The organism is Streptodolium elevatio, assembly GCF_040649515.1.
Classification (GTDB): Bacteria; Actinomycetota; Actinomycetes; order Streptomycetales; family Streptomycetaceae; genus Yinghuangia; species Yinghuangia elevatio.
Genome location: NZ_JBEZFP010000019.1, coordinates 59,449 through 81,633 on the forward strand (window position 1 = coordinate 59,449; position 22,185 = coordinate 81,633).

The 22,185-nt window shown below is 71.7% G+C and carries 18 protein-coding genes; 11 read left to right on the plus strand and 7 right to left on the minus strand.

Annotated features, from left to right (window positions below; all coding sequences use genetic code 11):
* The first annotated feature begins 99 nt into the window (after positions 1 to 99).
* The 4 genes from helR (at position 100) to AB0C36_RS10310 (ending at position 8,779) form a co-directional block, all read left to right on the plus strand.
* Complete coding sequence (gene helR / locus AB0C36_RS10295; protein WP_358352100.1) at positions 100 to 2,250, plus strand: RNA polymerase recycling motor ATPase HelR; 2,151 nt, start codon at positions 100 to 102, stop codon at positions 2,248 to 2,250.
* Between the two features lie 383 nt (positions 2,251 to 2,633).
* On the plus strand, positions 2,634 to 4,106 hold the full coding sequence (gene rox, locus AB0C36_RS10300) for a rifampin monooxygenase (protein WP_358352102.1): 1,473 nt from the start codon (positions 2,634 to 2,636) through the stop codon (positions 4,104 to 4,106).
* 565 nt (positions 4,107 to 4,671) lie between these two features.
* Complete coding sequence (locus AB0C36_RS10305) at positions 4,672 to 7,545, plus strand: hypothetical protein (protein ID WP_358352104.1); 2,874 nt, start codon at positions 4,672 to 4,674, stop codon at positions 7,543 to 7,545.
* Positions 7,546 to 7,660: 115 nt separating this feature from the next.
* Entirely contained in the window at positions 7,661 to 8,779 is a 1,119-nt protein-coding gene (locus AB0C36_RS10310; protein ID WP_358352105.1) for a hypothetical protein, read from the plus strand.
* Between the two features lie 133 nt (positions 8,780 to 8,912).
* Here the strand turns inward: AB0C36_RS10310 and AB0C36_RS10315 are convergent, their stop codons facing one another.
* Positions 8,913 to 9,659, minus strand: coding sequence for a sensor histidine kinase (locus AB0C36_RS10315; protein ID WP_358352106.1), 747 nt, complete (start codon positions 9,657 to 9,659; stop codon positions 8,913 to 8,915).
* A gap of 234 nt (positions 9,660 to 9,893) precedes the next feature.
* Between AB0C36_RS10315 and AB0C36_RS10320 the strand changes: the two genes are divergently transcribed.
* Positions 9,894 to 10,415, plus strand: coding sequence for a cupin domain-containing protein (locus tag AB0C36_RS10320; protein WP_358352108.1), 522 nt, complete (start codon positions 9,894 to 9,896; stop codon positions 10,413 to 10,415).
* Positions 10,416 to 10,433: 18 nt separating this feature from the next.
* Here AB0C36_RS10320 and AB0C36_RS10325 read toward each other — a convergent pair whose 3' ends face one another.
* Entirely contained in the window at positions 10,434 to 11,390 is a 957-nt protein-coding gene (locus tag AB0C36_RS10325; RefSeq protein ID WP_358352110.1) for a GlxA family transcriptional regulator, read from the minus strand.
* Between the two features lie 199 nt (positions 11,391 to 11,589).
* Here AB0C36_RS10325 and AB0C36_RS10330 point away from each other — a divergent pair, with 199 nt between their 5' ends.
* The 4 genes from AB0C36_RS10330 to AB0C36_RS10345 all read left to right on the plus strand — a co-directional run bounded on the left by AB0C36_RS10330 (position 11,590) and on the right by AB0C36_RS10345 (position 14,035).
* On the plus strand, positions 11,590 to 12,069 hold the full coding sequence (locus tag AB0C36_RS10330) for a hypothetical protein (protein WP_358352112.1): 480 nt from the start codon (positions 11,590 to 11,592) through the stop codon (positions 12,067 to 12,069).
* Positions 12,070 to 12,212: 143 nt separating this feature from the next.
* Positions 12,213 to 12,803 carry a TetR/AcrR family transcriptional regulator gene (locus tag AB0C36_RS10335; protein WP_358352113.1) on the plus strand — a complete coding sequence of 197 codons (591 nt, stop codon included), beginning with the start codon at positions 12,213 to 12,215 and terminating at the stop codon, positions 12,801 to 12,803.
* Positions 12,804 to 12,869: 66 nt separating this feature from the next.
* Complete coding sequence (locus AB0C36_RS10340) at positions 12,870 to 13,502, plus strand: hypothetical protein (RefSeq protein WP_358352115.1); 633 nt, start codon at positions 12,870 to 12,872, stop codon at positions 13,500 to 13,502.
* The gene (locus AB0C36_RS10345; RefSeq protein WP_358352117.1) at positions 13,499 to 14,035 is read left to right on the plus strand and encodes a nitroreductase/quinone reductase family protein; all 537 of its coding nucleotides are present in this window, start codon (positions 13,499 to 13,501) and stop codon (positions 14,033 to 14,035) included. Before AB0C36_RS10340 ends, AB0C36_RS10345 begins: the two co-directional genes overlap by 4 nt.
* Before the next feature lie 24 nt (positions 14,036 to 14,059).
* Here the strand turns inward: AB0C36_RS10345 and AB0C36_RS10350 are convergent, their stop codons facing one another.
* Positions 14,060 to 15,529 (minus strand): hypothetical protein, encoded by a 1,470-nt coding sequence (locus tag AB0C36_RS10350; RefSeq protein WP_358352119.1) that lies wholly within the window; start codon positions 15,527 to 15,529, stop codon positions 14,060 to 14,062.
* A gap of 123 nt (positions 15,530 to 15,652) precedes the next feature.
* Between AB0C36_RS10350 and AB0C36_RS10355 the strand changes: the two genes are divergently transcribed.
* Together AB0C36_RS10355 and AB0C36_RS10360 are read left to right on the plus strand one after the other, a co-directional pair.
* Positions 15,653 to 16,837 carry an epoxide hydrolase family protein gene (locus tag AB0C36_RS10355; RefSeq protein ID WP_358352121.1) on the plus strand — a complete coding sequence of 395 codons (1,185 nt, stop codon included), beginning with the start codon at positions 15,653 to 15,655 and terminating at the stop codon, positions 16,835 to 16,837.
* A gap of 139 nt (positions 16,838 to 16,976) precedes the next feature.
* Complete coding sequence (locus tag AB0C36_RS10360) at positions 16,977 to 17,651, plus strand: lysophospholipid acyltransferase family protein (RefSeq protein WP_358352123.1); 675 nt, start codon at positions 16,977 to 16,979, stop codon at positions 17,649 to 17,651.
* A gap of 71 nt (positions 17,652 to 17,722) precedes the next feature.
* Here AB0C36_RS10360 and AB0C36_RS10365 read toward each other — a convergent pair whose 3' ends face one another.
* From AB0C36_RS10365 to AB0C36_RS10380, 4 genes are all read right to left on the minus strand, one after another.
* The gene (locus AB0C36_RS10365) at positions 17,723 to 19,306 is read right to left on the minus strand and encodes an ABC transporter substrate-binding protein (protein WP_358352125.1); all 1,584 of its coding nucleotides are present in this window, start codon (positions 19,304 to 19,306) and stop codon (positions 17,723 to 17,725) included.
* A 143-nt stretch (positions 19,307 to 19,449) separates the two neighbouring features.
* The gene (locus AB0C36_RS10370) at positions 19,450 to 20,739 is read right to left on the minus strand and encodes an amidohydrolase family protein (RefSeq protein ID WP_358352127.1); all 1,290 of its coding nucleotides are present in this window, start codon (positions 20,737 to 20,739) and stop codon (positions 19,450 to 19,452) included.
* Positions 20,726 to 21,451: a TetR/AcrR family transcriptional regulator gene (locus AB0C36_RS10375; RefSeq protein WP_358352129.1), complete on the minus strand. Its 726-nt coding sequence runs from the start codon at positions 21,449 to 21,451 to the stop codon at positions 20,726 to 20,728. The genes AB0C36_RS10370 and AB0C36_RS10375 overlap by 14 nt, the downstream gene beginning before the upstream one ends.
* A 79-nt stretch (positions 21,452 to 21,530) precedes the next feature.
* Entirely contained in the window at positions 21,531 to 21,971 is a 441-nt protein-coding gene (locus tag AB0C36_RS10380) for a PaaI family thioesterase (protein ID WP_358352131.1), read from the minus strand.
* Positions 21,972 to 22,185 lie beyond the last annotated feature (214 nt).

Here is a 22,185-nt window from a genome sequence, read left to right on the forward strand (position 1 = left end):
GAGGCGGGACCCACACCGCCGCCGCGGCACAGCGATGCCGAGGCGCTCACCAGCGCCCCGGCGGACCACCAGGAGCGACCTCAGAACGGAGCCGATGACATGACCCCGACCACCACCAGCGCCTTCGCCCTGCCCGAGCAGCTCACCGCGAAGGCCGACCGGAAACTGATCAGCGCGGACGAACGGCACTTCGCGGCCGTCGCCGCGAGCCTTGACCAGGCCATCGCCGAACTGTCCGACCAACTCGACGCGGCACGCAAAGCGCCCGGCGGCGTCGGCCGTGACGCCATGGACCGGGACATCGAGGTCCACCGCCTCTCCTCCCGCCTGCGCGCGCTGCGGCGCTTCGGCCTGGACCTCTGCCTGGGCCACATCGTCCACGACGACAGCCCCGAACCGGTCTACATCGGACGCCTCGGGCTCACCGACGACTCGGGCCGCCGCCTGCTGCTCGACTGGCGCTCCCCCGCCGCGGAGCCGTTCTTCGCCGCGACCCACGCCAACCCGATGGGGTTGGCCAGCCGCCGCAGGTACCGCTGGACCCGCGGCCGGATCACCGACTACTGGGACGAGGTGTTCACCACCGAGGGCCTGGAAGGGCACGCCGCGCTGGACGACCAGTCGGCGTTCATCGCCAGCCTCGGCGGCAACCGGTCCTCCCGGATGCGCGACGTCCTCGGCACGATCCAGGCCGACCAGGACGCGGTCATCCGGGCGGGCTCGCGCGGCGCCCTGGTCGTCGACGGCGGTCCCGGCACCGGAAAGACCGTGGTCGCGCTGCACCGCTCCGCGTACCTGCTGTACTCCGACCCACGGCTGGGCCACCGTCGCGGCGGCGTGCTGTTCGTCGGGCCGCACGAGCCGTACCTCGCGTATGTCGCCGACGTGCTGCCGAGCCTCGGCGAGGAGGGCGTGCGGACCTGCACCCTGCGGGATCTGCTCCCCGAAGGGGCCGCGGCGTCGCCCGAGCCCGACCCGCACGTGGCGCGCCTGAAGTCGTCCGCGGACATGGTCAAGGCGATCGAGAAGGCCGTCCGGTTCTACGAGGAGCCGCCGACCGAGGGCATGGAGGTGTCGACCGACTGGGGCGACGTCTGGCTGAGCGCGGAGGACTGGGCCGAGGCGTTCGCGGCGCCTTCGGCGGCCACGCCGCACAACGAGGCCCGCGACCTGGTCCTGGAGGAAGTGCTCAACATCCTGACGGACAAGTACGACGGCGACGTGTCGCCCGACGTGTTCCGCAGGTCGCTGCGGCACGACACGGAGCTGCTGGACACCCTCAACCGGGCGTGGCCGCTGCTGGAGGCGGCGGACGTGGTCGGCGACCTGTGGTCGGTGCCGGCGTACCTGCGCATGTGCGCGCCGTGGCTCACCTCCGACGAGGTGCGCGCCCTCCAGCGCAAGCACGCGCCCCAGGCCTGGACCGTGTCGGACCTGCCGCTCCTGGACGCGGCACGGCTGCGGCTCGGCGACCCGGAGGCGTCACTGCGCCGGCGTCGCCAGGAGGCCGGCGTCGCGGCCGAACGGGCGCGCATGGCCGACGTCATCGGCAACATCATCGAGGCCGACGCCGACGGAGAGGGCGCGGTGACGATGCTGCTCGGCAAGGACCTCCAGGACAGCCTGGTCGACGAGAGCGCGCTGCCGAGCGGCAACGCGGATCCGCTGGCCGGACCGTTCGCGCACATCGTCGTCGACGAGGCGCAGGAACTGACCGACGCCGAATGGCAGATGCTGCTGCTGCGCTGCCCCTCCCGGAGCTTCACGATCGTCGGCGACCGGGCCCAGGCGCGGCACGGGTTCACCGAGTCGTGGGAGGAACGGCTCGAACGGATCGGCCTGGACCGGATCACGGTGACGTCGCTGAGCATCAACTACCGGACGCCGGAAGAGGTCATGGCGGAGGCCGAGCCGGCGATCCGGGCGGCGCTCCCGGACGCGAACGTACCGACTTCCGTGCGCAGCAGCGGAATTCCGGTGACGCACGGGTCTGCGGACGACCTGGAGGAGATCCTCGCGAAGTGGATCGCCGAGAACGCCGAAGGAGTGGCGTGCGTCATCGGCGACCCCGGCTTCGAGCCGACGTCACGCGTACGCTCGCTGACCCCGGAGCTGTCCAAGGGCCTGGAGTTCGACCTCGTGGTGCTGGTCGACCCGGAGGCGTTCGGGACGGGAATCGAGGGTGCGGTGGACCGCTATGTCGCCATGACCCGGGCCACCCGCCAACTCGTGGTCCTCACGAGCGGCTGACCGAAGCGGCTGACCGAAGCGGCTGACCGGCCCCCGGAGCCGGCGCCAAGCCGCGGTTGAGATGAAGAGTTGGCCGCGCTCGACGACCTAGCTGTCCTGAACTTTGACAGCAGGCTCGAGCGCGGCCACCTCGCGTATTCACCGTGATCCCTGCTGTACGACGACTTTCCGCCTCCGACCTGCACCTCGGACCTCGGATCAGCCATTGGACGGGGTGACGCACAATCTTGTACCTTGCACGTGCCCGTGACACCGCCCGAGGAGGTGAGACCCATGAACGCTGTAGCCATGTGGGTGCTCCCCCTTGCCGTCGCGGTCGGGCGACTGACGTAGTTGTCGCCGGGAGTGCCACGCCAACAAGGCACTCCCGAAAGGCAACACCTATGTACTCTCCGCAGTTCACCACCGCCCCGTCGCCGGACAACACGGCCGCTTTCGATGTGATCATCGCCGGGTGCGGGCCGACCGGCGCGATGCTGGCTGCCGAACTTCGGCTGCACGGCGTACGGGTACTCGTTCTGGAGAAGGAATCCGAACCCGTCTCGTACGTCCGCATCGTCGGTCTGCACATTCGCAGCATCGAACTGCTGGCCATGCGCGGCCTGCTGGAGCGCATCAGCGCACACGGACGGCAGCGCCCGGCCGGCGGGTTCTTCGCCGCCATCAACAAGCCCGCGCCCCAGGGCCTGGATTCCGCGCACGCCTACTTGCTGGGCATCCCGCAGCCGGTCATCGTCCGCCTGCTCGAAGAACACGCGGTCGAGCTGGGCGCACGGGTGCGGCACGGCTGTGCGCTGGCCGGTTTCGCGCAGGACGACGAGGGGGTGACCGTCGAGCTGGCCGACGGCGAACAGCTCCGTACGTGCTACCTCGTCGGCTGCGACGGCGCGCGCAGCGCGGTACGGAAGTTGCTCGGCGTCGCCTTCCCCGGCGAGCCCTCGCGGACCGAGACGCTGATGGGCGAGATGGAAGTCGGCGTACCGCAGGGGGAGATCGCCGCGAAGGTGGCCGAAGTCGGGGAAACCGAGAAGCGGTTCTGGCTCAGGCCCGTTGGCGAAAGGGCGTACAGCGTTGTGGTGCCCGCCGCGGGAATCAGCGATCGCACGGTGCCACCCACCCTCGAGGAGTTCAGGCGACAACTGCGCGCCATCGCCGGAACCGACTTCAGCGTGCACTCACCGCGATGGTTGTCCCGCTTCGGGGATGCCACCCGGCTGGCCGAGCGGTACCGGGTCGGGCGGGTGCTGCTGGCCGGCGACGCGGCCCACATCCATCCGCCCACTGGCGGACAGGGCCTCAACCTGGGCGTCCAGGACGCGTTCAACCTGGGCTGGAAGCTCGCCGGGCAGGTCCGCGGCTGGGCACCGGAAACCCTGCTGGACACCTACCACGCGGAGCGCCATCCGGTCGCCGCGGAAGTGCTGGACAACACCCGCGCCCAGATGGAGCTGCACTCCCCCGAGCCCGGCCCTCAGGCGTTGCGCAGGCTCCTCACCGAACTGATGGACTTCGACGAGGTGAACCGCCATCTCATCGAGAAGATCACCGCAATCGGCATCCGCTACGACTTCGGCGAAGGCCCCGACCTGCTCGGCCGCCGCCTGCCCGACATGGATGTGAAGCACGGCCGCCTCTACAACCTGATGCACCACGGCCGCGGCCTGCTCCTCGACCGTACCGAACGCCTGACCGTCGGCGGCTGGTCCGACCGTGTCGACCACCTGGCGGACCCCACCACGGCACTGGATGTTCCGTCCGTCCTCCTGCGTCCCGACGGCCACGTCGCCTGGACCGGCGACGACCAACGAGACCTGAACGCCCACCTGACCCGCTGGTTCGGCAACCCCGCCAACTGACCCCGCCCCAACCGCCGATGAGCAGGTAGCCAACGACCGTCCAGAGACCCGTGGCACCCGCCACACCGCGTCCCCGAACTGAGCAAGGAACACCGTCCACACCAAGTTCAGTTCGGGGACCACTCGACGTCGGCATGTCCAGGAGTTCAGACGGCCCGAACTCGACGCCATCGACGAGCGGTATCGCCGGGCCCGCCGGATTCTGTGGAGGTCGTGGCCCGGGTCGAGCCGGCCGCCGCGTGTCGGCCGGGGTAAGTCACCCCCCCCCGGGGGGCTGCCTGGCACGGGTTTCGGCGGGGACGGGATGGCGGGGAGTAGGGCGAAAAGCGCGGGTGTTTGCGGTTGTTGGGGGCGTACCGAGGTCGCGCACGGCTGCTCGGGTTGGTGCGGGCCGGAGTGCGACTACGCCATTTGGGTGTACTTGGTGGTGTACCCGTCCGCCCGCATGTCGGGCAACGCTACGGTTGCCGGAGACGTCTGATCCGGTCGCGATCCCGCCGAGCCCCCGAGGCTCGGCATCGAAGCATGGCTCCGCCAACTCCCTCACTCCGGCTAGGAGTCGGTCATGGACGACCTCTTCCGCTTTCTGCTCCTCCGCCCGGCCAATCTGCCGGCTCCTTCCGAACTCGATGTGTTGTACCCGGACTTCCTCGGCTCGGGGGAGCAGCAACTCGACCAGACCGCGTCCACGACCGACCCGCGCGAGGCCGCCGCGGAATACCTGGAGTCCGGCGGCCCGTTGCGGGGTGTCGACGAGTTGTCCGTCGCGGCGACCGCGCTTGCGGTGCACGCCGCGCTCGCCGCGGGCCCGATCCCGCTCGCGGACTTGCGGGCCGTGGTGGCCAAGACGACCACCGCCACAATCGAACAGATCGTCGCCAACGCGGGGTTCGACGTGGACCGCAGCCGACTGGCGAACACCCTGGTGGCGGTGAAGCTGGTGTCGGGCGCGCCCGGCATCGACGCGCGCGGGCTCGGTGCCGCGGCGCAGGCGTACGACGCCCTCAGTCGCGCCGCCGATGGTGCCGATCCGGTCCCTCTCCGGCCGCTCGTCCTACCGGAAGGACTGGAGGGTGGTGGCGCGGGCGGAAGTTCGGGAAATGGTGGGGGGCTTGCCGCACGTGGCAAGGCGGCGGTCGCGGGCACCGACGCCGCGGCACAGGCGCGCGACGCCGCGGCGGCGGAAGCGGAAGCCGCGGTAGGCCGGATCGACACCGCGCTCGCCGTGCTCGGCCGCATCCCCGCGGCGAGCTTCGCACCCGTGACAGCGCGTCGTGTGGAACACGAGGCGGCCGAGCGCGCCGATGCCGAAGCGCCTGGCGACGAACTCGTCGCCGAGTCGCGCGCCACGCCGTTGGCGACGTCGGCCGTCTTCGCCGAGCAGCCCTGGCTCCTCTCCCCCGAGGCCGTCGACGGGCTCGACGCCTCGGTACGCGAGACCGTGGAGGGTATCGGCGTCGACCTCCGCGTGACCGGTCTCCCGGTCGCCGTCAACGCGCTGCACGACGCACGCATCAAAGCGATGACCGTGCTCGACGGACGCGAACTCCGCGCCCCGTCGGCCGTCGCCAGGATCGGCAACCAGATGCTGGCCGGCGGCGAGGATCCGGGGCACGTCGGCGAGCCCAGCTCCCCGATGCCGGCCGGCCACGGCAGCATCAGGCCCGTCGGGATCGGCGACCTGCTGCTCGTCAAGCAGCACGTGCTGCGCTACGAGGGCGGCGAGTTGGCGCACGTCGAGAACGTGCTCAAGTCCGAGCGCATGAGCCGCGACACCCGCCGCCTGGAGCGGACCGAGACCTCGATCCTGACGGAGCAGGAGACCACGAAGGAGGAGGAGCGCGACACACAGACCACCGACCGCTTCTCCCTCAAGCGCGAGACGTCCGAAACGCTCAAGCGCGAGACGGAGTTCAAGGCGGGTGTCTCGGTCGAGGCCAAGTACGGCCCGTTCATCGAGGTGAAGGCGAACGCCGACTTCGGCACGAAGGCGTCCAGCGAGGAAACCGCCCGACAGGCCTCCGAGTTCAGCAAGGACGTCGTGAGCAGGTCGGTCAGCAAGGTGGTCGAGCGCGTCCTCGAACGGCGCACGGTCACCACGCTCAGCGAGTTCGAGGAGAAGTACTCGCACGGGTTCGACAACACCGCCGGCGCCGGCAACATCAGCGGCGTGTACCAGTGGGTCGACAAGGTCCTCCAGGCGCAGGTCTACAACTACGGCAAGCGCATGTTGTTCGACGTCACGTTGCCCGAGCCGTCCACCGCGTTCGTCGTCGCGCAGCTACGCGGTCACGCGGAGGGCCAGACCTTGGTCAAGCCGCTGCCGTTCACCGAGACCGCGGACGGGATCACGGAGACCAACTACGCGAGGCTCGCCCACCGCTACAACGTCACCGGCCTCGAAGCGCCGCCGCCGCCGGTCAAGACGATCAGCAAGGGCGTGGACGTCCTGTCGCCGCAGGACCCGTACGAGAGCTCGAAGTCCCAGGACTTCGTGATCGAGGACGGGTACGAGGCGCAGTACGCCCTCCTCCAGCGGAGCGCCGAAACGTACGACAACGCGATCTGGATCCTGGTCATCGGGCGCCACTATCTCGACGGGCTGGGCGTCGACGGCTACCGGGACATGACGGGCGAGGTGGGGTCGACCGCCTTCTCGTCGCTGACGTACCACGTCCGCGGCTTCGCCATGACCATCGAGATCTTCTGCCGACGCACCGAACGGGCCTACCGGACCTGGCAGCTCAAGACCCACGCGGCGATCACGGCCGGCTACCTGGCCAAGGTCCAGGCGTACGAGAGCGCGCTCGCCGAGGCCGCCGCCCAGGCGGGGGTGGTGATCGCCGGCCGCAACCCGCTGTGGAACCAGCGGCTCGTCAGCACCGAACTGCGCAAGCAGTGCCTCACGTTGCTCACCGCCCAGCAGTTCGACGCGTTCGGCGCGCTGGAGACCTCGGCCGAGGGCCATCCGCAGCCGAACCTGGAGCGCAGCGGCGAACAGATGCCGTACGTCCGGTTCTTCGAGCAGGCCTTCGAGTGGGAGCACCTGGCGTACTTCTTCTATCCCTACTTCTGGGGTTGGAAGCCCGGCTGGCGCAACCGCATGCTGCTGGACGACGTGGACCCGCAGTTCTCCGACTTCCTGCGGGCCGGCGCCGCGCGGGCCGTCTTCCCGGTCCGTCCCGGCTTCGAGGCCGCGGTCGTGCACTACCTGGAGACGGGTGAGATCTGGAACGGCGGGCCGCCGCCGGACATCACGGGTTCGACGTACGTCCCGATCGTCAAGGAGATCCAGGAGGCCCAGGGCGCGCCTGGCAACGAAGTCCCGCAGGGTGAACCGTGGTTGGTGCGACTGCCGACGACGCTCGCGAAGCTGCGGCCGGACGACAAGCTACCCAAGTGGAAAAAGGTCGGCCAGGACTGGCAGCCGGACGAATGAGACGGGTGGACCGGGCCAACCGAGTGAACCGGGTGAGCCGGACGGAGCGGGCGAGCCGGATGGAGCGGGTGAGCCCGGCCGGTCGGGGGCGGTTCGACGGCGACAAGGACACGCCATGAAGCAGTTCGTACTCGTCGCGGGCTTCGACTACGAGTTCACCGGGGTGGACTTCCGGCAGCTCTGCGAAAACCGCCGCAAGCGCATCATCACCGCCAACAAGGCCCGCGAGGAACTGCGTTTCACCATTCTCGACTTCCGCGCCGGGGAAACGGTCGAGATCGCGGTGACCTATCCGGGCGGCGTGAAGCAGGAGGCGAAGAAGCAGACCGCGACGTTCCGGCCGGTCGGCAGATCCAGCTACCACACCGTTACGGCGCCGGACGGCACCACGCATGTGCGTTTCAAGCCGGGCCAGTTCGACACGCTGTCGATCCTGGACATGTACGGCGCGGTCGTCGCCATCGGGACCAACGCGCCCGGCACACTCGCCGAGCTCAGCGTGTTCAGCCACGCCTGGGCGGGCGGTCCGATCCTGGTGAACAGCGACAACGACCGCTCGGTGGTCGTCCCGGCGCCGCCGAGTATCGGCGGCGGCGGGGGTACCGTCACGGTGGCGCTGGGCTCCACGACGTTGCGCGATCCCGACGACCGGGACCCGCGGGTGGAGCTGGACTTCGTGCCACCGACGATGGATGCGGGCGACCGGGCCTTGTTCGCCAAGGCGTTCGCCAAGGACGCGTTGGTCTGGCTGTGGGGCTGCCAGGCGACCGAGGCGGTCCACAACGTCCTGAACCGGCTGGAACGCAGCAAGGAGTACCGGATCACCGGCCTCGGCGACGAGGACGAGGTCACCCTCACCAACCTCGCGCCCAAGAGCGTCGACTTCCTGGAGGCGGTCCTGCTGCCGCTGCTGAAGGCCACGTTCCCGAAGCCGCGCTCGACGGTCACCCTCAAGTTCAAGTTCGTGAAGTTCTTCGCGTGCGCCGCGAACCGCATGTCCTACGCGGCGCACATCGCCGACGTCGCGAAGGTCGAAACGCGCGCCGCTCCAATGGGCACGGGCGCGAACTACGACGGCGGTGCCCTGCCACTGATGCACGTCGATCCGGTGTACGCGGCGCACTTCACGTTCTACCGCAACTACCTGAACCGGAAGTTCGATCCCGATGGCCGCAACTACATGATCTTCGTGCCCGGGGAAGGATGTGCGAAGCCGAAGAAGACCACCCCCTGAGGGCGAGAAGTGCGGGGGGCGGGCGCGGCGCCTCGGTCGCGCGTCCTGGTCGGAGTGCGAACGCAGGTGCGAACACGGTTGGCAGCGCGTCGAGTTGCCCGCTCTCCGGAGTCTGTCGCGCGGCACAATCTGATCATGGGCAAACGGCGAATCCTGGCTCGTGCCTCTCGGATTCCCAGTCGTCGGCGGCGCCGGGCAGGGTCACGATGACCCGCAGTCCGCCGCTCGTGCGGGGTTCGGCGCGGGCGTCACCGCCGTGCGCCCGGGCGACCGCGCGCACGATCGACAGGCCGAGTCCCGCACCGGTCGTGCCGGCGAGGCGGTCGGCGCCGAGGCGCCGAAAGGGTTCGAACAGTGCCGGGACGTCGTACCGGGCCACCACCGGGCCGGAGTTGCTGACTTCGAGGCGCACGGTTCCGTCCTCGCCCGCACCGCATTCGACCCGGACCCAGCCGTCCTCGGGCACGTTGTGGCGTACTCCGTTCTCCACGAGGTTCTGCACCAGACGTTCGAGCAGCACCGGGTTTCCGGTGGTGGGCGCCTCCTCGGGCATCGCGACGACCTTGGCCGTGCCCGGGTCGAACTGCGCGACGACGTGCTCCACGACGTCGGCGAGGTCGACGTACGCGTGTTCCGCCACCTCCGCCTCCGACCGGGCCAGGAGCAGCAGGCCGTCGATCAGGCGCTCGTGCCGTGCGTTGATGTCCAGCAGCGTCGAGCCGAGTTGGCGGACGTCGGGCGAGCCGCCGGCGTCGCGTACCGGTCCGCGACGTCCTGGCGGCGACCGCGAACCCGGAGGCGCTCGGTCGCCGGCCTCTACCCGGCCATCCGGGCGTCCCGCCTGCCGCCGACGGAGGCACTCACCGCGCCCTGAGCGCACGCACTCAGGGCATCCTCCCCGGGAGATCGCCGACGCGACGCCGCTGGACATGTGCGACACGATCCGCGACACAACTGCCCAAGCACTGCGCAAGCACTGCGGGGCTGCGGGGCTGCGGGACGGCCGCGGAAAAGTCTGCACAAAGTCCCCGACGGTTGCCCGTTCTGCCCTTGCAGGCAAGGGAGTTGCGGGTCCAGCATGTCCCGTCGGCGATCTCCCGAGAATCGAGGCAACATGACCGACGGCCTGATCCTCCCGCCCGGCGCCGGACGCCCCATCGGCAACTCCGGCATGACGCTCAAGCTGGGCGAGGAGACCTCGGGCCTCTGGTCGGTCTTCGAGACCGTGGTGCAGCCGGGCTTCGACGTGGGTGCGCACTTCCACCACGAGGCCGAAGAACTGTTCTACATCCTCGATGGCGAACTCGACCTGCTGGCCTTCAATCCGAGCGTGCGCACCGAAGGCGACTGGCAGGCCTGGGAGTCGGCGTCCGGCGACAAGGTGGCGCGGGGCACGACCGGCAGCCTGATGTACGTTCCGGCAGGCTGCGCCCACGCGTTCGCCAACCCCGGAACGACTCCGGCGCGCATGCTCTTCCTGGTCGCCCCCGCGGGCCACGAGAACTACCTCCGGGAACTGGCCGACCTGCCGGCGGCCGGCGGCCCGCCCGACCCGTCCGCGATATCCGAACTGCGGGCCCGCCACGACATCCACCAGCTCACGCCCCTGCGCGGGGGCGGCGGCCCTCGCCCGTGACGGCGGCCACCACCCGGCTCAGCCCACGGGTTCCGGGGCGCGGAAGGACCGCCGGTACGCCTGCGGGCTGACGCCGACGGTGCGCTTGAAGCGGTCGCGGAAGGCGGTCGGCGAACCGAACCCGGCCTGCACGGCGATGCGTTCGACGGAGTGCGTGGTGGACTCCAAGAGGTACTGCGCGCGGCGGACGCGCATGCGCTGGAGCCATTGCAGCGGGGTGGTACCGGTCTGCTCGCGGAAGCGCCGGTTGAGGGTACGCGTGCTCATACCCGCTTTGGCGGCGATGTCGTCGAGGCTGAGGTCCCGCCCGCAGTTGTCCTCCATCCAGCGCAGCAGCGGCTCCATCGTGGATCCGGCCGGCGCCGGCGGCTTCTCGTGCACGATGAACTGCGCCTGGCCGCCTTCGCGTTCCAGCGGTACGACGGCGAGTCGTGCGGTGTCGGCGGCGACCGCCGAGCCGTAGTCGCGACGCACCATGTGCAGGCACAGGTCGAGCCCGGCCGCGGCGCCTGCCGAGGTGAGGATCTGCCCGTTGTCGACGTACAGGACATTGGGGTCGACGTCGATGTCGGGGTGCAGCTCGGCGAGGCGGTCGGCCGCCAGCCAGTGGGTCGTGGCGCGCAGCCCGTCGAGCAGGCCGGTCTCGGCCAGGACCAGCGCGCCGGCGCAGATCGACGCGATGCGGGTGCCGTTGGCGGCGGCCTTGCGGAGGGCGTCGACGATCTCGTCGGGCACGGGCGCGGTGAACTCGAGGGTGCCGGGCACAATGACGGTGTCGGCCTGTTCCAGCGCGTCCAGGCCGTACGGCGCGCGGATCCCGAACAGGGCCGACTCCACCTCGGGGGTCGCCGCGCAGACGATGACGCGGTAGCCGGGCCGGCCGTCGGGCAGGCGCGTCAGGCTGAAGACCTCCATCGGCGTCACGAAGTCGAACGCGATGACCTGGTCGAGCGCGAGGACGGCGACGGTGTGCATGGCGCAAGACTAGGTGTCCACCCGAATCCCGCCAAGCCCGTCTGACCTGGCCATCCGTCCGCTCATCCGCGACTTCGCACCCGGTCGTGGCCATGGCGAGAACCCGTTGGAACCTGTCACTTTCGCCACTTCTGGGTGAGTCGGAACGCCGCTTAGCGTCGGTGCCGTCGCTTTGCCGCCTTCCGGGAGAACCGCCGCCGTGACCAAGTTCCTGCTGATCCTGCACGTCCTGGTGGCGATCGTCGCCATCGGTCCGGTGACCGTCGCGGCCAGCCGCTTCCCGGCCGAGGCGCGGCGCGCGCTCGCCGATCCGGGCGATCCCGGCGCGGTGTCGTCGGTGCGGCAGTTGCACCGCATCTGTGTGACGTACGCGTTCGTCGGCGCGGCGGTGCCGGTGTTCGGCTTCGGCACCGCGAGCAGCATGGGCGCCCTGGGGAGCGCGTGGCTGATCGCGTCGATCGTGCTCACCGCCCTGGCGGCCGTCGCCCTCGGCGGCCTGATCCTGCCGCGCCAGGCCGCCATCGTGACCGCGCTGTACGCTCCCCCGGCCGAACGCGACCCGCTCCCCGGCCGCGAGGCGACCGTACGCCTGGCCATGTTCACCGGGATCTTCAACATCCTCTGGGCCGTGGTGACGATCCTGATGATCGTCCGCCCAGGCTCCACGACCGGCGCCTAGTGTGCACCCGACGGTCGGCGCGGTCGTCGTGCGCGCCTCCCTGCACGGACACCCTGCGGCGGAGACCTGCGCGGGCACTCTGCGCCGATACCGGCACGGGCGGAGCGGCCAGGCCGGAGTCAGCGTCGGGTATTTTCCGCCGCATGGGACGCAAACCGAACCCTGAGCGCCGGCCGGAGATCTTGCGCGCGGTCGTGGACGAATTGGCGCGCACCGGGCTGGGCGACCTGTCGCTGAGGCCGCTCGCGGGGGCGCTGGGCGTGAGCACGTACACACTGACCTACCAGTTCGGCAGCAAGGAGGAACTGCTGCGCGCGGTACTGGAGTTCGTGGAGGCGGAACAGGTCGGCACCGCGCGCGCCGCGGTGCGCGACGCCGCGGGGGACGTGGGCACGGTGGTGGCCGCGTACTGGGAGTGGGTCACGGTTCCCGAGCATCTGGCGCGCGTCCGGCTGGTGTTCGAGGCGCTGACCATTCCCCGGGTCGCGGACCTGCTCGCCGACGACTTCCGGGCGCGGCTGATGTCGGCGTGGGTCGAGTTCCTGACGGGCGATCTGGTCGGCGCGGGGATGGCCCGCGACGACGCGGAGGCCGAGGCCACGATCGCGGCGTCGGCGCTGGCGGGGATGCTGCTCGACCTCCTGGCGACGGGCGACCGGGAACGGCTGGGACGGGCCGCGCGGCGCCTCGCCGGACACCTCCGCGACCTCCAACTCGCCTGCCGGGCACGGTGATCGACGGAGAACCGAGCCTCGGGCAAGGCGTTGTCTTTTGGCATGACGCTCGTTATGTTTATTGCCATGACGACTCCGTGCGCCGCCTCATCCCGCTCCGCACACTCCGACGCCCAAGCCGACGCCAGAGCCGAAGCCCGATCGGTCGCCGGGGCGGCCGCGGCCTCCACCGAACACCCTCGTCCCGACGGCGCCGTGCCGCGCCGTGCCCACGCCTCGCGGACCGAGACGCTGCGCTGGGAGGGAACCGCCTGGGCGGTCGTCGGCGCCGCCTGGGTCGCCTCGGCATGGCCGGGCCTCCTCGTCGAATGGGGCGGCCCCGCGTCGGCCGTCGCCGCCGGACTCGCCCTGGCCGCGTTCTTCGTCCTGTGGCAGGCGCTCACGCACGGCACTCCCCTCGGCCGCGTCGGCGAGCGCGTGCTGCGCGCCCGGCCGGGACGACGCCGTAAGTCCCGAGCCCTCGTACGGGCCACCGTCATCGCCGACGCCGTCGTGATCGGCGGGTCGGGGGTGCTGTGGTGCGTGGCCGCCCGCGAGTTCGCCTGGTCCGAGGCCGTCACCGGCGGCTTCGCACAGGTCGCCGCGGGCACCGCCTTCCTGTCGTGGGGGGCGCTGCACATCCCGGCGGTCCGCCGCCTGCGCGGCACCCCCTCGACGCGGACGTGGTCAGCCGCCGGGTACTGGGTGCGGGCGCGATGACCGTCGCCCCCGCCACCACGGCACGCACCACCGAAAACGCCACTGGAAACGCCACCGAATCCGCCGCCGGGCACGGCGCCGAGCGCGCCGCGGAGCAGGCCGCCGCCCTGGACGCCGCCGAAGCGCGGCACCGCAAGGTCCAGACCCGCCGGCTCCAGCGCCGGCTACTCAACCCGCCGATGCGGATGCTCGCGTGCTCGGGCGTACTCCCCCACCACGCCGTCATCGAGACCACCGGGCGCGCGACAGGACGTCGGCGCCGCACGGTCGTCGGGGTGGTCCGCGACCAGGACTCCGTGGTGTGGCTGGTCGCCGAGCACGGACCACGCGCGGGGTACGTGCGCAACCTCGTGGCCGACCCGAACGTACGCGTGCACCTGCGCGGCCGCTGGCTCCCCGGCGTCGCCGCGCTCCTGCCGGACGACGACGTGGCCGCCCGCCTCGCCGCCTTCCCCGCGCATCACGCGCGTACGCTCGGCAAGTTCGCCACCACGCCGGCGACCGTCCGGGTCCGTCTCGCCCCGGCGGCCTGACCGCTCGCGCCCCGCGAGTGCCGGTCAGTGGCCGGGTGGCTTCGGGGGTCGGGCGCCGACGCTGCGCAGGGGGCGTACCGCGCGGGCCGACACGGCGACGCACGGCGTGTCCTGCTCGCGGGCGACGAGCATCACGAACTCGGCCCCGGCGTAAGGCGGTCCGAACAGGACCGCCTCGCAGGCACGCGGCTGCCACGGCGTCGGGTGCCACATGGGCGTGTAGGCGTAGTGCGGGCCGGCGGACGCGGTCTCGGCCTTCTTGGCGAGATCGACGCCGTCCGGCCCGGGCGACGGCGGATAGGCACCGAAGGGCGTCGCCCAGTACTCGACCTTCGTCCGGAACAGCGGCCACCCGCGCGACTCGTCGTCGGCCGCGAACACCTGCACCGTCCGGCTGTCGACGAACAGCACCTGCACACGCAGGGCCGCCACGGCCGCGCCGCCGGGGCGCAGACGCCGCGCGCGCCTGCGGATGCGCAGCGCCCCCGTGGTCAGCATCAAGCCGGGCACGGCGCACACCAGGATGCCGAGCCACCAGGTGATTCCGTCGAAGCGCTCGTCGGCGATCCGGGTCCAGTCGCCGTCGACCAGCACGCCGACCCGTTCGCCCGCCTCGCGGTCGTAGTCGTCACTCTCGGATATGCGGTGCCCGCGCTCGCCGTCGACCTGCAGCGTGGCGGTCGTGTCGTCGACGTCGACGATCGTCGCCCACACCGTGTCCGCGCGCCGGGCGTGTGCGCGGTCGTCCGCGAAGGCGTCGAGCAGGCCCCATACGCAGAGTCCGCTGAGGGCCAGCGCGCCGAGGCCGAACACGAGGCGTGCGACGGCGCGTTGCACGGTTCGCCCGAGGACGGCGGCGGGCACCGTGTGGGACACCGCCCCGGCGGCCTCCTCGGCGGCGTAGCGCTGGTCTCGTACGCGCGTGACGCGTAGCGCGGAGGTCACGACCGCCCATGCCAGCCCGGCGAGCAGCAGCCACCACGGCCACGTGGCGCCGATGTCCTCGGGGCGCGGCGGATACAGGACGAGCGCGAGGCCGAGTCCGACGAAAGCGCCGACGACGGCCAGGACGGGCTGGGCGAACAGCGCCGCGACGGCCAGCACGAGACCGCCGAGCAGGACGTACAGCACCCATTCGGGGCCGCACTCCCCGGTGTTCGAGTCGCATGCGGTGTCGACCGGGAGCGAGCCGAGCCCCACGACGCCGACGACGATGGCCGCCACCGGCGGGTACGGCGAGGTCCACCACGGCGCCCTGATCGCCGCCCACACCTGGGCCGCGGCGGTCGTCCACGCGCGCGTGTCCGGCGGCACGGCCTCGGGCGGCAGCGGGATGGGTGCGCGCGTGTCCGGCTGCGTCGTGCCGCCGAGCGGGATGCCGAAGGGGTATTGCGGTGGCATCGCCTGTTGCTGCCAGGCCTGGTGCTGTTCCCATGGCTGCTGTTGCCACGGTGGGTGCTGCCCGGGCTGCTGCGGCGGGAACGGCGAGTTCACCTGGGCAGTATGGCGAAACGGCGTCGGTCCCGCTTGATGTCCGAGCAGGTTCGGGATAGGACACAAGGAAATTGACGACTCGTCATATGTCCGGCCGGGTGCGGCCGGGGATCGGATGCCGCGATGACCCAGTCTGCTGCCGTGCCGGCACACGACGCCGTTCCCGTCGGCGACGGCACGATCCGTCCGTTCCGGATCGAGGTGCCGGACGCCGTGCTGGCCGACCTGCGCGACCGCCTCGCGCGCACGCGGTGGCCGGAGCCGGTGCCGGGCACGGGCTGGGACGCGGGCACGGACACCGCGTACCTGCGCGAGCTGTGCGCGTACTGGCAGGACGGGTACGACTGGCGGCGGCACGAGGCGCGGCTCAACGCCCACCCGAACTTCCTGACCGAGATCGACAACCAGCCGCTGCACTTCTTGCACGTACGCTCGGCCGACCCCGACGCGCTGCCGCTCGTCGTCAGCCATGGCTGGCCCGGCTCGGTCGCGGAGTTCCTCGACGTCATCGGCCCGCTGACCGAACCCGGCCCGGACGCGTTCCACGTCGTGTGCCCGTCGCTGCCCGGCTACGGCTGGTCGAGCCCGGTGCGCGAGGCCGGCTGGGGGCCGGCGCGCATGGCCTCCGCCCTCGCCGAGCTGATGGACCGGCTCGGGTACGCGCGGTACGGCGCACAGGGCGGCGACTGGGGCTCCATCGTCTCCACCGAACTGGCCCGCGCCCACCCGTCGCGCGTCGCGGGCCTGCACGTGAACCTGCTCATCGCCGGCCCCGGACCGGACGACGACCCCGCCGACTTCACCGACGCGGAACGCGCGTCGCTCGCGCGCATGCGGGAGTTGGGCCGCGACGAGGCCGGCTACCTGCGCCAGCAGGCCACCAAGCCGTACACGCTGGGCCACGGGCTCGTGGACTCCCCTGCCGGGCTCGCGTCGTGGATCGTGGAGAAGTTCCGCGGCTGGAGCGACTGCGGCGGCGACGTGGAGAGCCGCTTCACCCGCGACGAGCTGCTCACGAACATCACGCTGTACTGGGTCACGGGGACGGCGCACTCGGCGGCCCGGCTGTACTACGAGAACGCGCACACGGTGTCGCCGACCGCCGGGCAGCGCGTGGAGGTGCCGACCGGGTGCGCGTACTTCCCGGCCGAGAAACTCGGAACGCCGTCGCGGCGGTGGGCCGAGCGGCAGTACAACATCACGCACTGGACCGACATGCCCGCGGGCGGCCACTTCGCCGCGATGGAGGAACCGGAGGCGCTGGTCGACGACATCCGGACCTTCTTCCGCCCCTTGCGCGGCAAGTGACCGGATTCAGCCGGTGGCGCGCGCCGGGGAGGCGCACAACGTGACTGGCTGGTAACCACTCGTAGGGGTGGGCGGCTCATCATGGGAGGACCTCGAATGGGTAGGGTGACCCCTGCCCTAAACCCGACCGGGGGAAGCCGTGCTGATCTACCACTTCATGCATCGCGTCGTCGCACCGACCTCGCGGGCGATTTGGCGTCCCCATGTCGAGGGGACCGAGAACGTGCCGAAGACCGGTGGTGTGATCATCGCCAGCAACCACCTGTCGTTCTGCGACAGCCTGGTCATCCCGATTGTCGCGCCGCGCCAGGTGACATTCCTGGCCAAGGCCGAGTACTTCGACGGCAAGGGCGTCAAGGGCGCGGCGAGCCGGGCGTTCTTCGAGGGCCTCGGGGCGGTCCCGGTGCCCCGCGAGCAGAAGCGCGGCGCGATGGCGGCGCTGGAGGCCGGCAAGGGCGTGCTCGACCGCGGCATGGCCTTCGGCATCTACCCGGAGGGCACCCGGTCGCTGGACGGCCGGCTCTACCGGGGCAAGACCGGCGTCGCGTGGCTCGCGCTGACCGCCCGGGTCCCGGTCGTCCCGGTGGGCGTCATCGACACCGACAAGGTCCAGCCGGTCGGCACGCGCATCCCCAAGTTCAAGCCGAAGGCGCTCGTGCGCTTCGGCGAGCCGCTGGACTTCTCGGCGCACTACGACCGCAAGGACGTGGCCAAGGCCCGCCGCGAGGTCACCGACGAGATCATGGACGCGATCCAGAAGCTCTCGGGCCAGGAGCCCGCGGGCGTCTACAACGAGCGGCCGACCGAGGTCTGACCGCAGCACCGGTGGCCGGCGGTCGGGTCACCGGGCGAGCCGGGTACGCCGACCGCCGCGGGCCGGTGCCGTCAGGCGCGCAGTGCGAGGCGGTCGAACAGCACCGTGCCGTCGTTGAACAGCGTGACGTCCGTCAGGGTGTTCTTGTGCGCCAGCGCCGCGACGGCGTTCTGGAACACCCAGACGGGCAGGTCGGCGTCCAGTCGGCGCTGCACTTCCGCGTACGCCGCGGCGCGCACCGCCGGGTCGGTGCTGCGCCGCCCGGTGTCCAGCGCCCGGTCGACGTCCGCGTCGCGGTAGCCGGTCCACGCGGTCGCGCCGCCGCTGTGCAGGAAGGTGTACAGCGCGGGCTCGGGGTCGTCGATCCACAGGGTGAAGACCGATGCCTGGAAGTCCCGGGAGATCTGGGTCTTGAGGGTCATGGCCCCTGGTTCCAGGGTCTCGATGCGCATCGAGGCGTTCCGCAGTGTATGCAGCCGCGACTGGATGTACTCGGCGGTCTTCACGCTCGGCGGTGACGCGTACGTCGTGAAGGTGAAGTCGAGCGGCCGCCCCTCGGCGGCGAGGGCGTCCAGCAGGCGCTGCGCCTCGGCGGTGTCGTCGTCCGGGGTGCGGGACGCCGGGTCGTGGAAGGCCGTCCCGGGCGCGAACATCCCGCGGGCCGCGGGCGCCTTGCCTTGGTACACCACGGAGTTGAACCCTTCGGCGCTGAGCGCGAGGACGACGGCACGCCGCGCCCGCGGGTCGTCGAACGGCGGGCGGGCGGAGTTGAAGACCACCATCTTGCCGCCGGACAGGTCGAGTTGCTCGACGGTGACGCCGTCCTTGCGGCCCTTGTCGATGAGCTGGTAGTCGACCGTGACCATGGCGGTGGCGCTTCCGGTGGCCACCGACGCCATCGCCTGCTGGATGTCGGGGACGACCTTGAAGGTGACCCGGTCGAGTGCGGGTTTGCCCGGCTGCCAGTACGCGGGGTTGCGCTCCAGCACCATCTGCGCGTCGCGCTGCCACTGCCTGAGCACGAACGGCCCCGCCCCCACCGGCTTGGCGCCGAACCCCTTCGGGTCCTTGCGGTAGGCCTCCGGCGATCCGATGTACGTCAGGTTCTTCGCCACCACCCGGTCGAAGTGCGCGTTGGGCGCCGGGAGTTCGATGCGCAGGACGAGCGGCTCGACGACCTGGAGGCGCAGGCCCGCCGCGCTCGACAACTGCGGCGACCGGTTGGCCGGGTCGGCGTGGCGCTCGTAGGTGAAGCGCACGGCCTCGGCGTCGAAGGGCGTGCCGTCCGAGAACCGCACGCCGGGCCTGATCCGCAGGGTCCACACGCGCCCGTCGTCGGCGGCGGTGATGCTCTCGCCGATTCCCGGGCCGACCCGGCCGGTCTTGGGGTCCATCCAGAACAACACGTCGTAGACGGCGGCGAGGCGGTTGCCGTCGCCGACGCCGTTGACGGCGGCCGCGGTCGGGTCCAGGCCGCGGGCCGCCTCGGTGGGCAGCAGGATCGTGGCGGAACCGCCTTGCCGGGGCGGGCCGGACGCGCCGGCCGGGCCGGAGCCGGAGCCGCCGCTGTCTCCGCCGCATGCGGAGACCAGGGCGAGCACGGTGGCGGCGGCTGTCGCGGCGAGGGCACGCCGAAGTGTTCGAGACGTACGCATGGGGGACTCCCGTCGGTCCGGAGGGCACACCCGGCGGGCCGCCCGCCCCGGACGGTGGGGCCGGGGGCGGCCGGGCGGGCGGCGACGTGCGGAGTTTGATCGAGGCGCGGGTCGGGGCGTACTCGGGGCGTACGGGGAGCCGGTCAGGCCCAGGGGCCGACGGTGCGGAAGGCGAACGGGCTGGCGCCGGCCGGGACGGTGTCCAGCGGCGTGTCGATCTCGTCCCATGTCATCGCGCCGATCGCGCGTGCCGTGCCGGCGAGTGCGGCCGGGTCGAGGCCGTACACCTTGGCGGCCGTACCGCCGAGCATCGCGCGCACGGCATCCCTGTCGAGCCCCGCGAACGTCCGGCGGATCGACAGCTTGCCCATGGCGACGCGCTCGGCGTCGGGGGTCTCGGGGCGCTGGTACTGGTACGTGCCCTCCATGTGCGGATAGTCCGAGCCCCACATGATGCGGTCGGCGTACCCGTCCCGGATCGCGCCGACGGCCTCGGTGCGGGAGAGGAAGCTGCCCCCGATGTAGACGTTGCGGTGCAGGTAGTGGCTGGGGAGTTCGGGGACCTGTGCGGCGAGCCCGGGGTTGCCGCGGGTCGCGGACATGTGCACGGTGTCCAGTTCGGTCGCCAGATACGGCCACCACTCGCCCGGCTGCTCGGTCAGGACCAGGACGAGGCCGGGGTGCCGTTCGAACACGCCGGAGAAGATCATGTGGTGTGCCGCGCGGCGGCTGAACCAGCCGCCGGACTCGATCTGTTGGAGGGCGCCGAGTTCGGGGCCCGCGTACAACGTCGGGTCGCCGGCCCCGGAGTGGGTGGTCAGCGGCATCGACAGTTCCTCGGCGGCGGCCCAGAACGGCTCCCAGGCGCGGTCGTTGTAGTGCCGCAGCCACGGGCGCGGCGCGGGGAAGTTCACGCCGCGCAGGCCCGCGTCCGCCGCCCGGCGCAGCTCGGCCACCGCGGCGTCGACGTCCCACATCGGCAGGTGCGCGAGGCCGACGTGGCGGTGCGGCGCCGCCCGGCACACGTCGGCGAGCCAGCGGTTGTAGATCCGGATGCCGGCCGCCGCGAGCTCCGGGTCGTCGTTGGGGCCGAGCATCGAGGTCTGGAAGGGCACCGGCTGGTCGTTCTGGCTGCCGTGGAAGACGACTTCCGCGGCGATGCCCTCGTGGTCCAGGTCGCGGCGGCGGGCGGCGGGGTCGTGATGGCCGTCGGTGAGCCGGTTCCGCCACGGGGAGTCGGGGTCGACGGCGTCCTCGCGCTCCAGGTAGCGGCCGCGCGAGCGGCCGGGGTCGGCGACGTACGCGTCGTACGCGTCGAGCAGGTCGGCCGGGCAGTACGGACGCAGGTCCTCGACGAGGCGCGGGCCTATGTGGCAGTCGGCGGACACGACGACGACCGGCTCGGTCGAGGAGTCGCGGTCATTCACGGGCACGGGAATCTCCCTTGCTGGAACCGGTGTTCATGTCTCCCGCCGCACCGGCGAGGACCGCCAGGGCGGCCAGCGCCCGCTCCTGGAGGCCGTCCGCGGCGCCCTCGGCGGCCCAGCGCTCGGTGACGTCGTCCAGGACCGCCACGACCGCGGTGGCCAGGACGTGGGCGGACTCGCGTGACAGGCCCTCGCGTTCGGCCACCGCCTCGGCGATGCCGTCGCGCCACTGCCCGAGCAGGCCGAGCGCGCGGCCGCGCAGGACCGCCGAACTGCCGATGGCGCGTCGTTGCAGGGCGAGTCGCCGCAGCGACTCGGCTTCCATGGGCGGCTGTTGGGCCACCGCGCCGAGGACGGCGCGCAGCGGCGGCTCGTCGGCCGGGCGGGCGAGGACCGCGGCGCGCAGCGCGGGCACGCGTACACCGCGCTCCGGGAACAGCAGGGCGTCCTTGGCCGGGAAGTACCGGGCCACGGTGGCCGGCGAGACGCCGGCGCGGGCCGCGATCTCGGGCACGGTGGTCGTGTCGTAGCCGCGCTCGGCGAACAGGTCGAGCGCGGCGTCGACGATGGCTGCCCGCACCAGCAGCTTCTTGCGGGCGCGCAGGCCGCCGCCGGAGGCCGGGCCCGGGTCGGAGCCGGGGTCGGGGCCGGCCGCCGCGGCGTCGCGGAGGCCGGTTTGCGGGGAGAAGTCGGAAACGGGGATGGGGATCGGCAGCACGCCGTGATGATTGCCGACTCTCATTTGAGAGTCAACACTCATTATTTCCGCTTCGGGCGGTCCGCCCGCCGGCCTTGGGCTATTGGGCGCGGCGCACGGTGCCCTGGGCAGTCGCGCAGATGCGCTCGGCACCGCTCTCGTCGACGGCCGCGATCTCGCAGGAACACACCGCCTGGGACCGCGTCGACGTCAGCACGGTCGCACGGGCCCGCAGGAGCACACCCGAAGCGGGACGCACGTACGTCACCGCGAAGCCGGCCGTCAGGATCGCCGGGCCGAGGACCGTGCCCGCCGCGAAGGTGACGGCGTTGTCCGCGAGGTAGGCGAGCACTCCCCCGTGCACGAACCCGTTCTGCTGCCGCAGTTCCTCGCGTACGTCGACCTCGATCGTCGCGCCGCCGTCGCCGAAGGCCGTCAGGCGGGCGCCGAGCAGCACGCTGAACGGCTGGGCCTCCAGCGTCTTCGATGCCGTCCGGAGGTCGAGCGGGGGCCCGCCGTCCGCCAAAGGTCCTGCTCCCATGCCGCCTCCCGAGATCACTGCCCAGTCGCTGCCCAGTCGCTGCCCGGTCACCGCCCGGCCGCTGCCGGGGTGCCACCGGGGTCGTCGCCGACGATCACTACCCACCGGTAACCCCATCATGCCGCGGCCTCCGCGCGCGAGGGCAGGCCGCGACACATGGATTCGTCGGCGCCGCCTCCTTCTCCCGGGGCAGGTCACGGAGTTACAGTCGTCG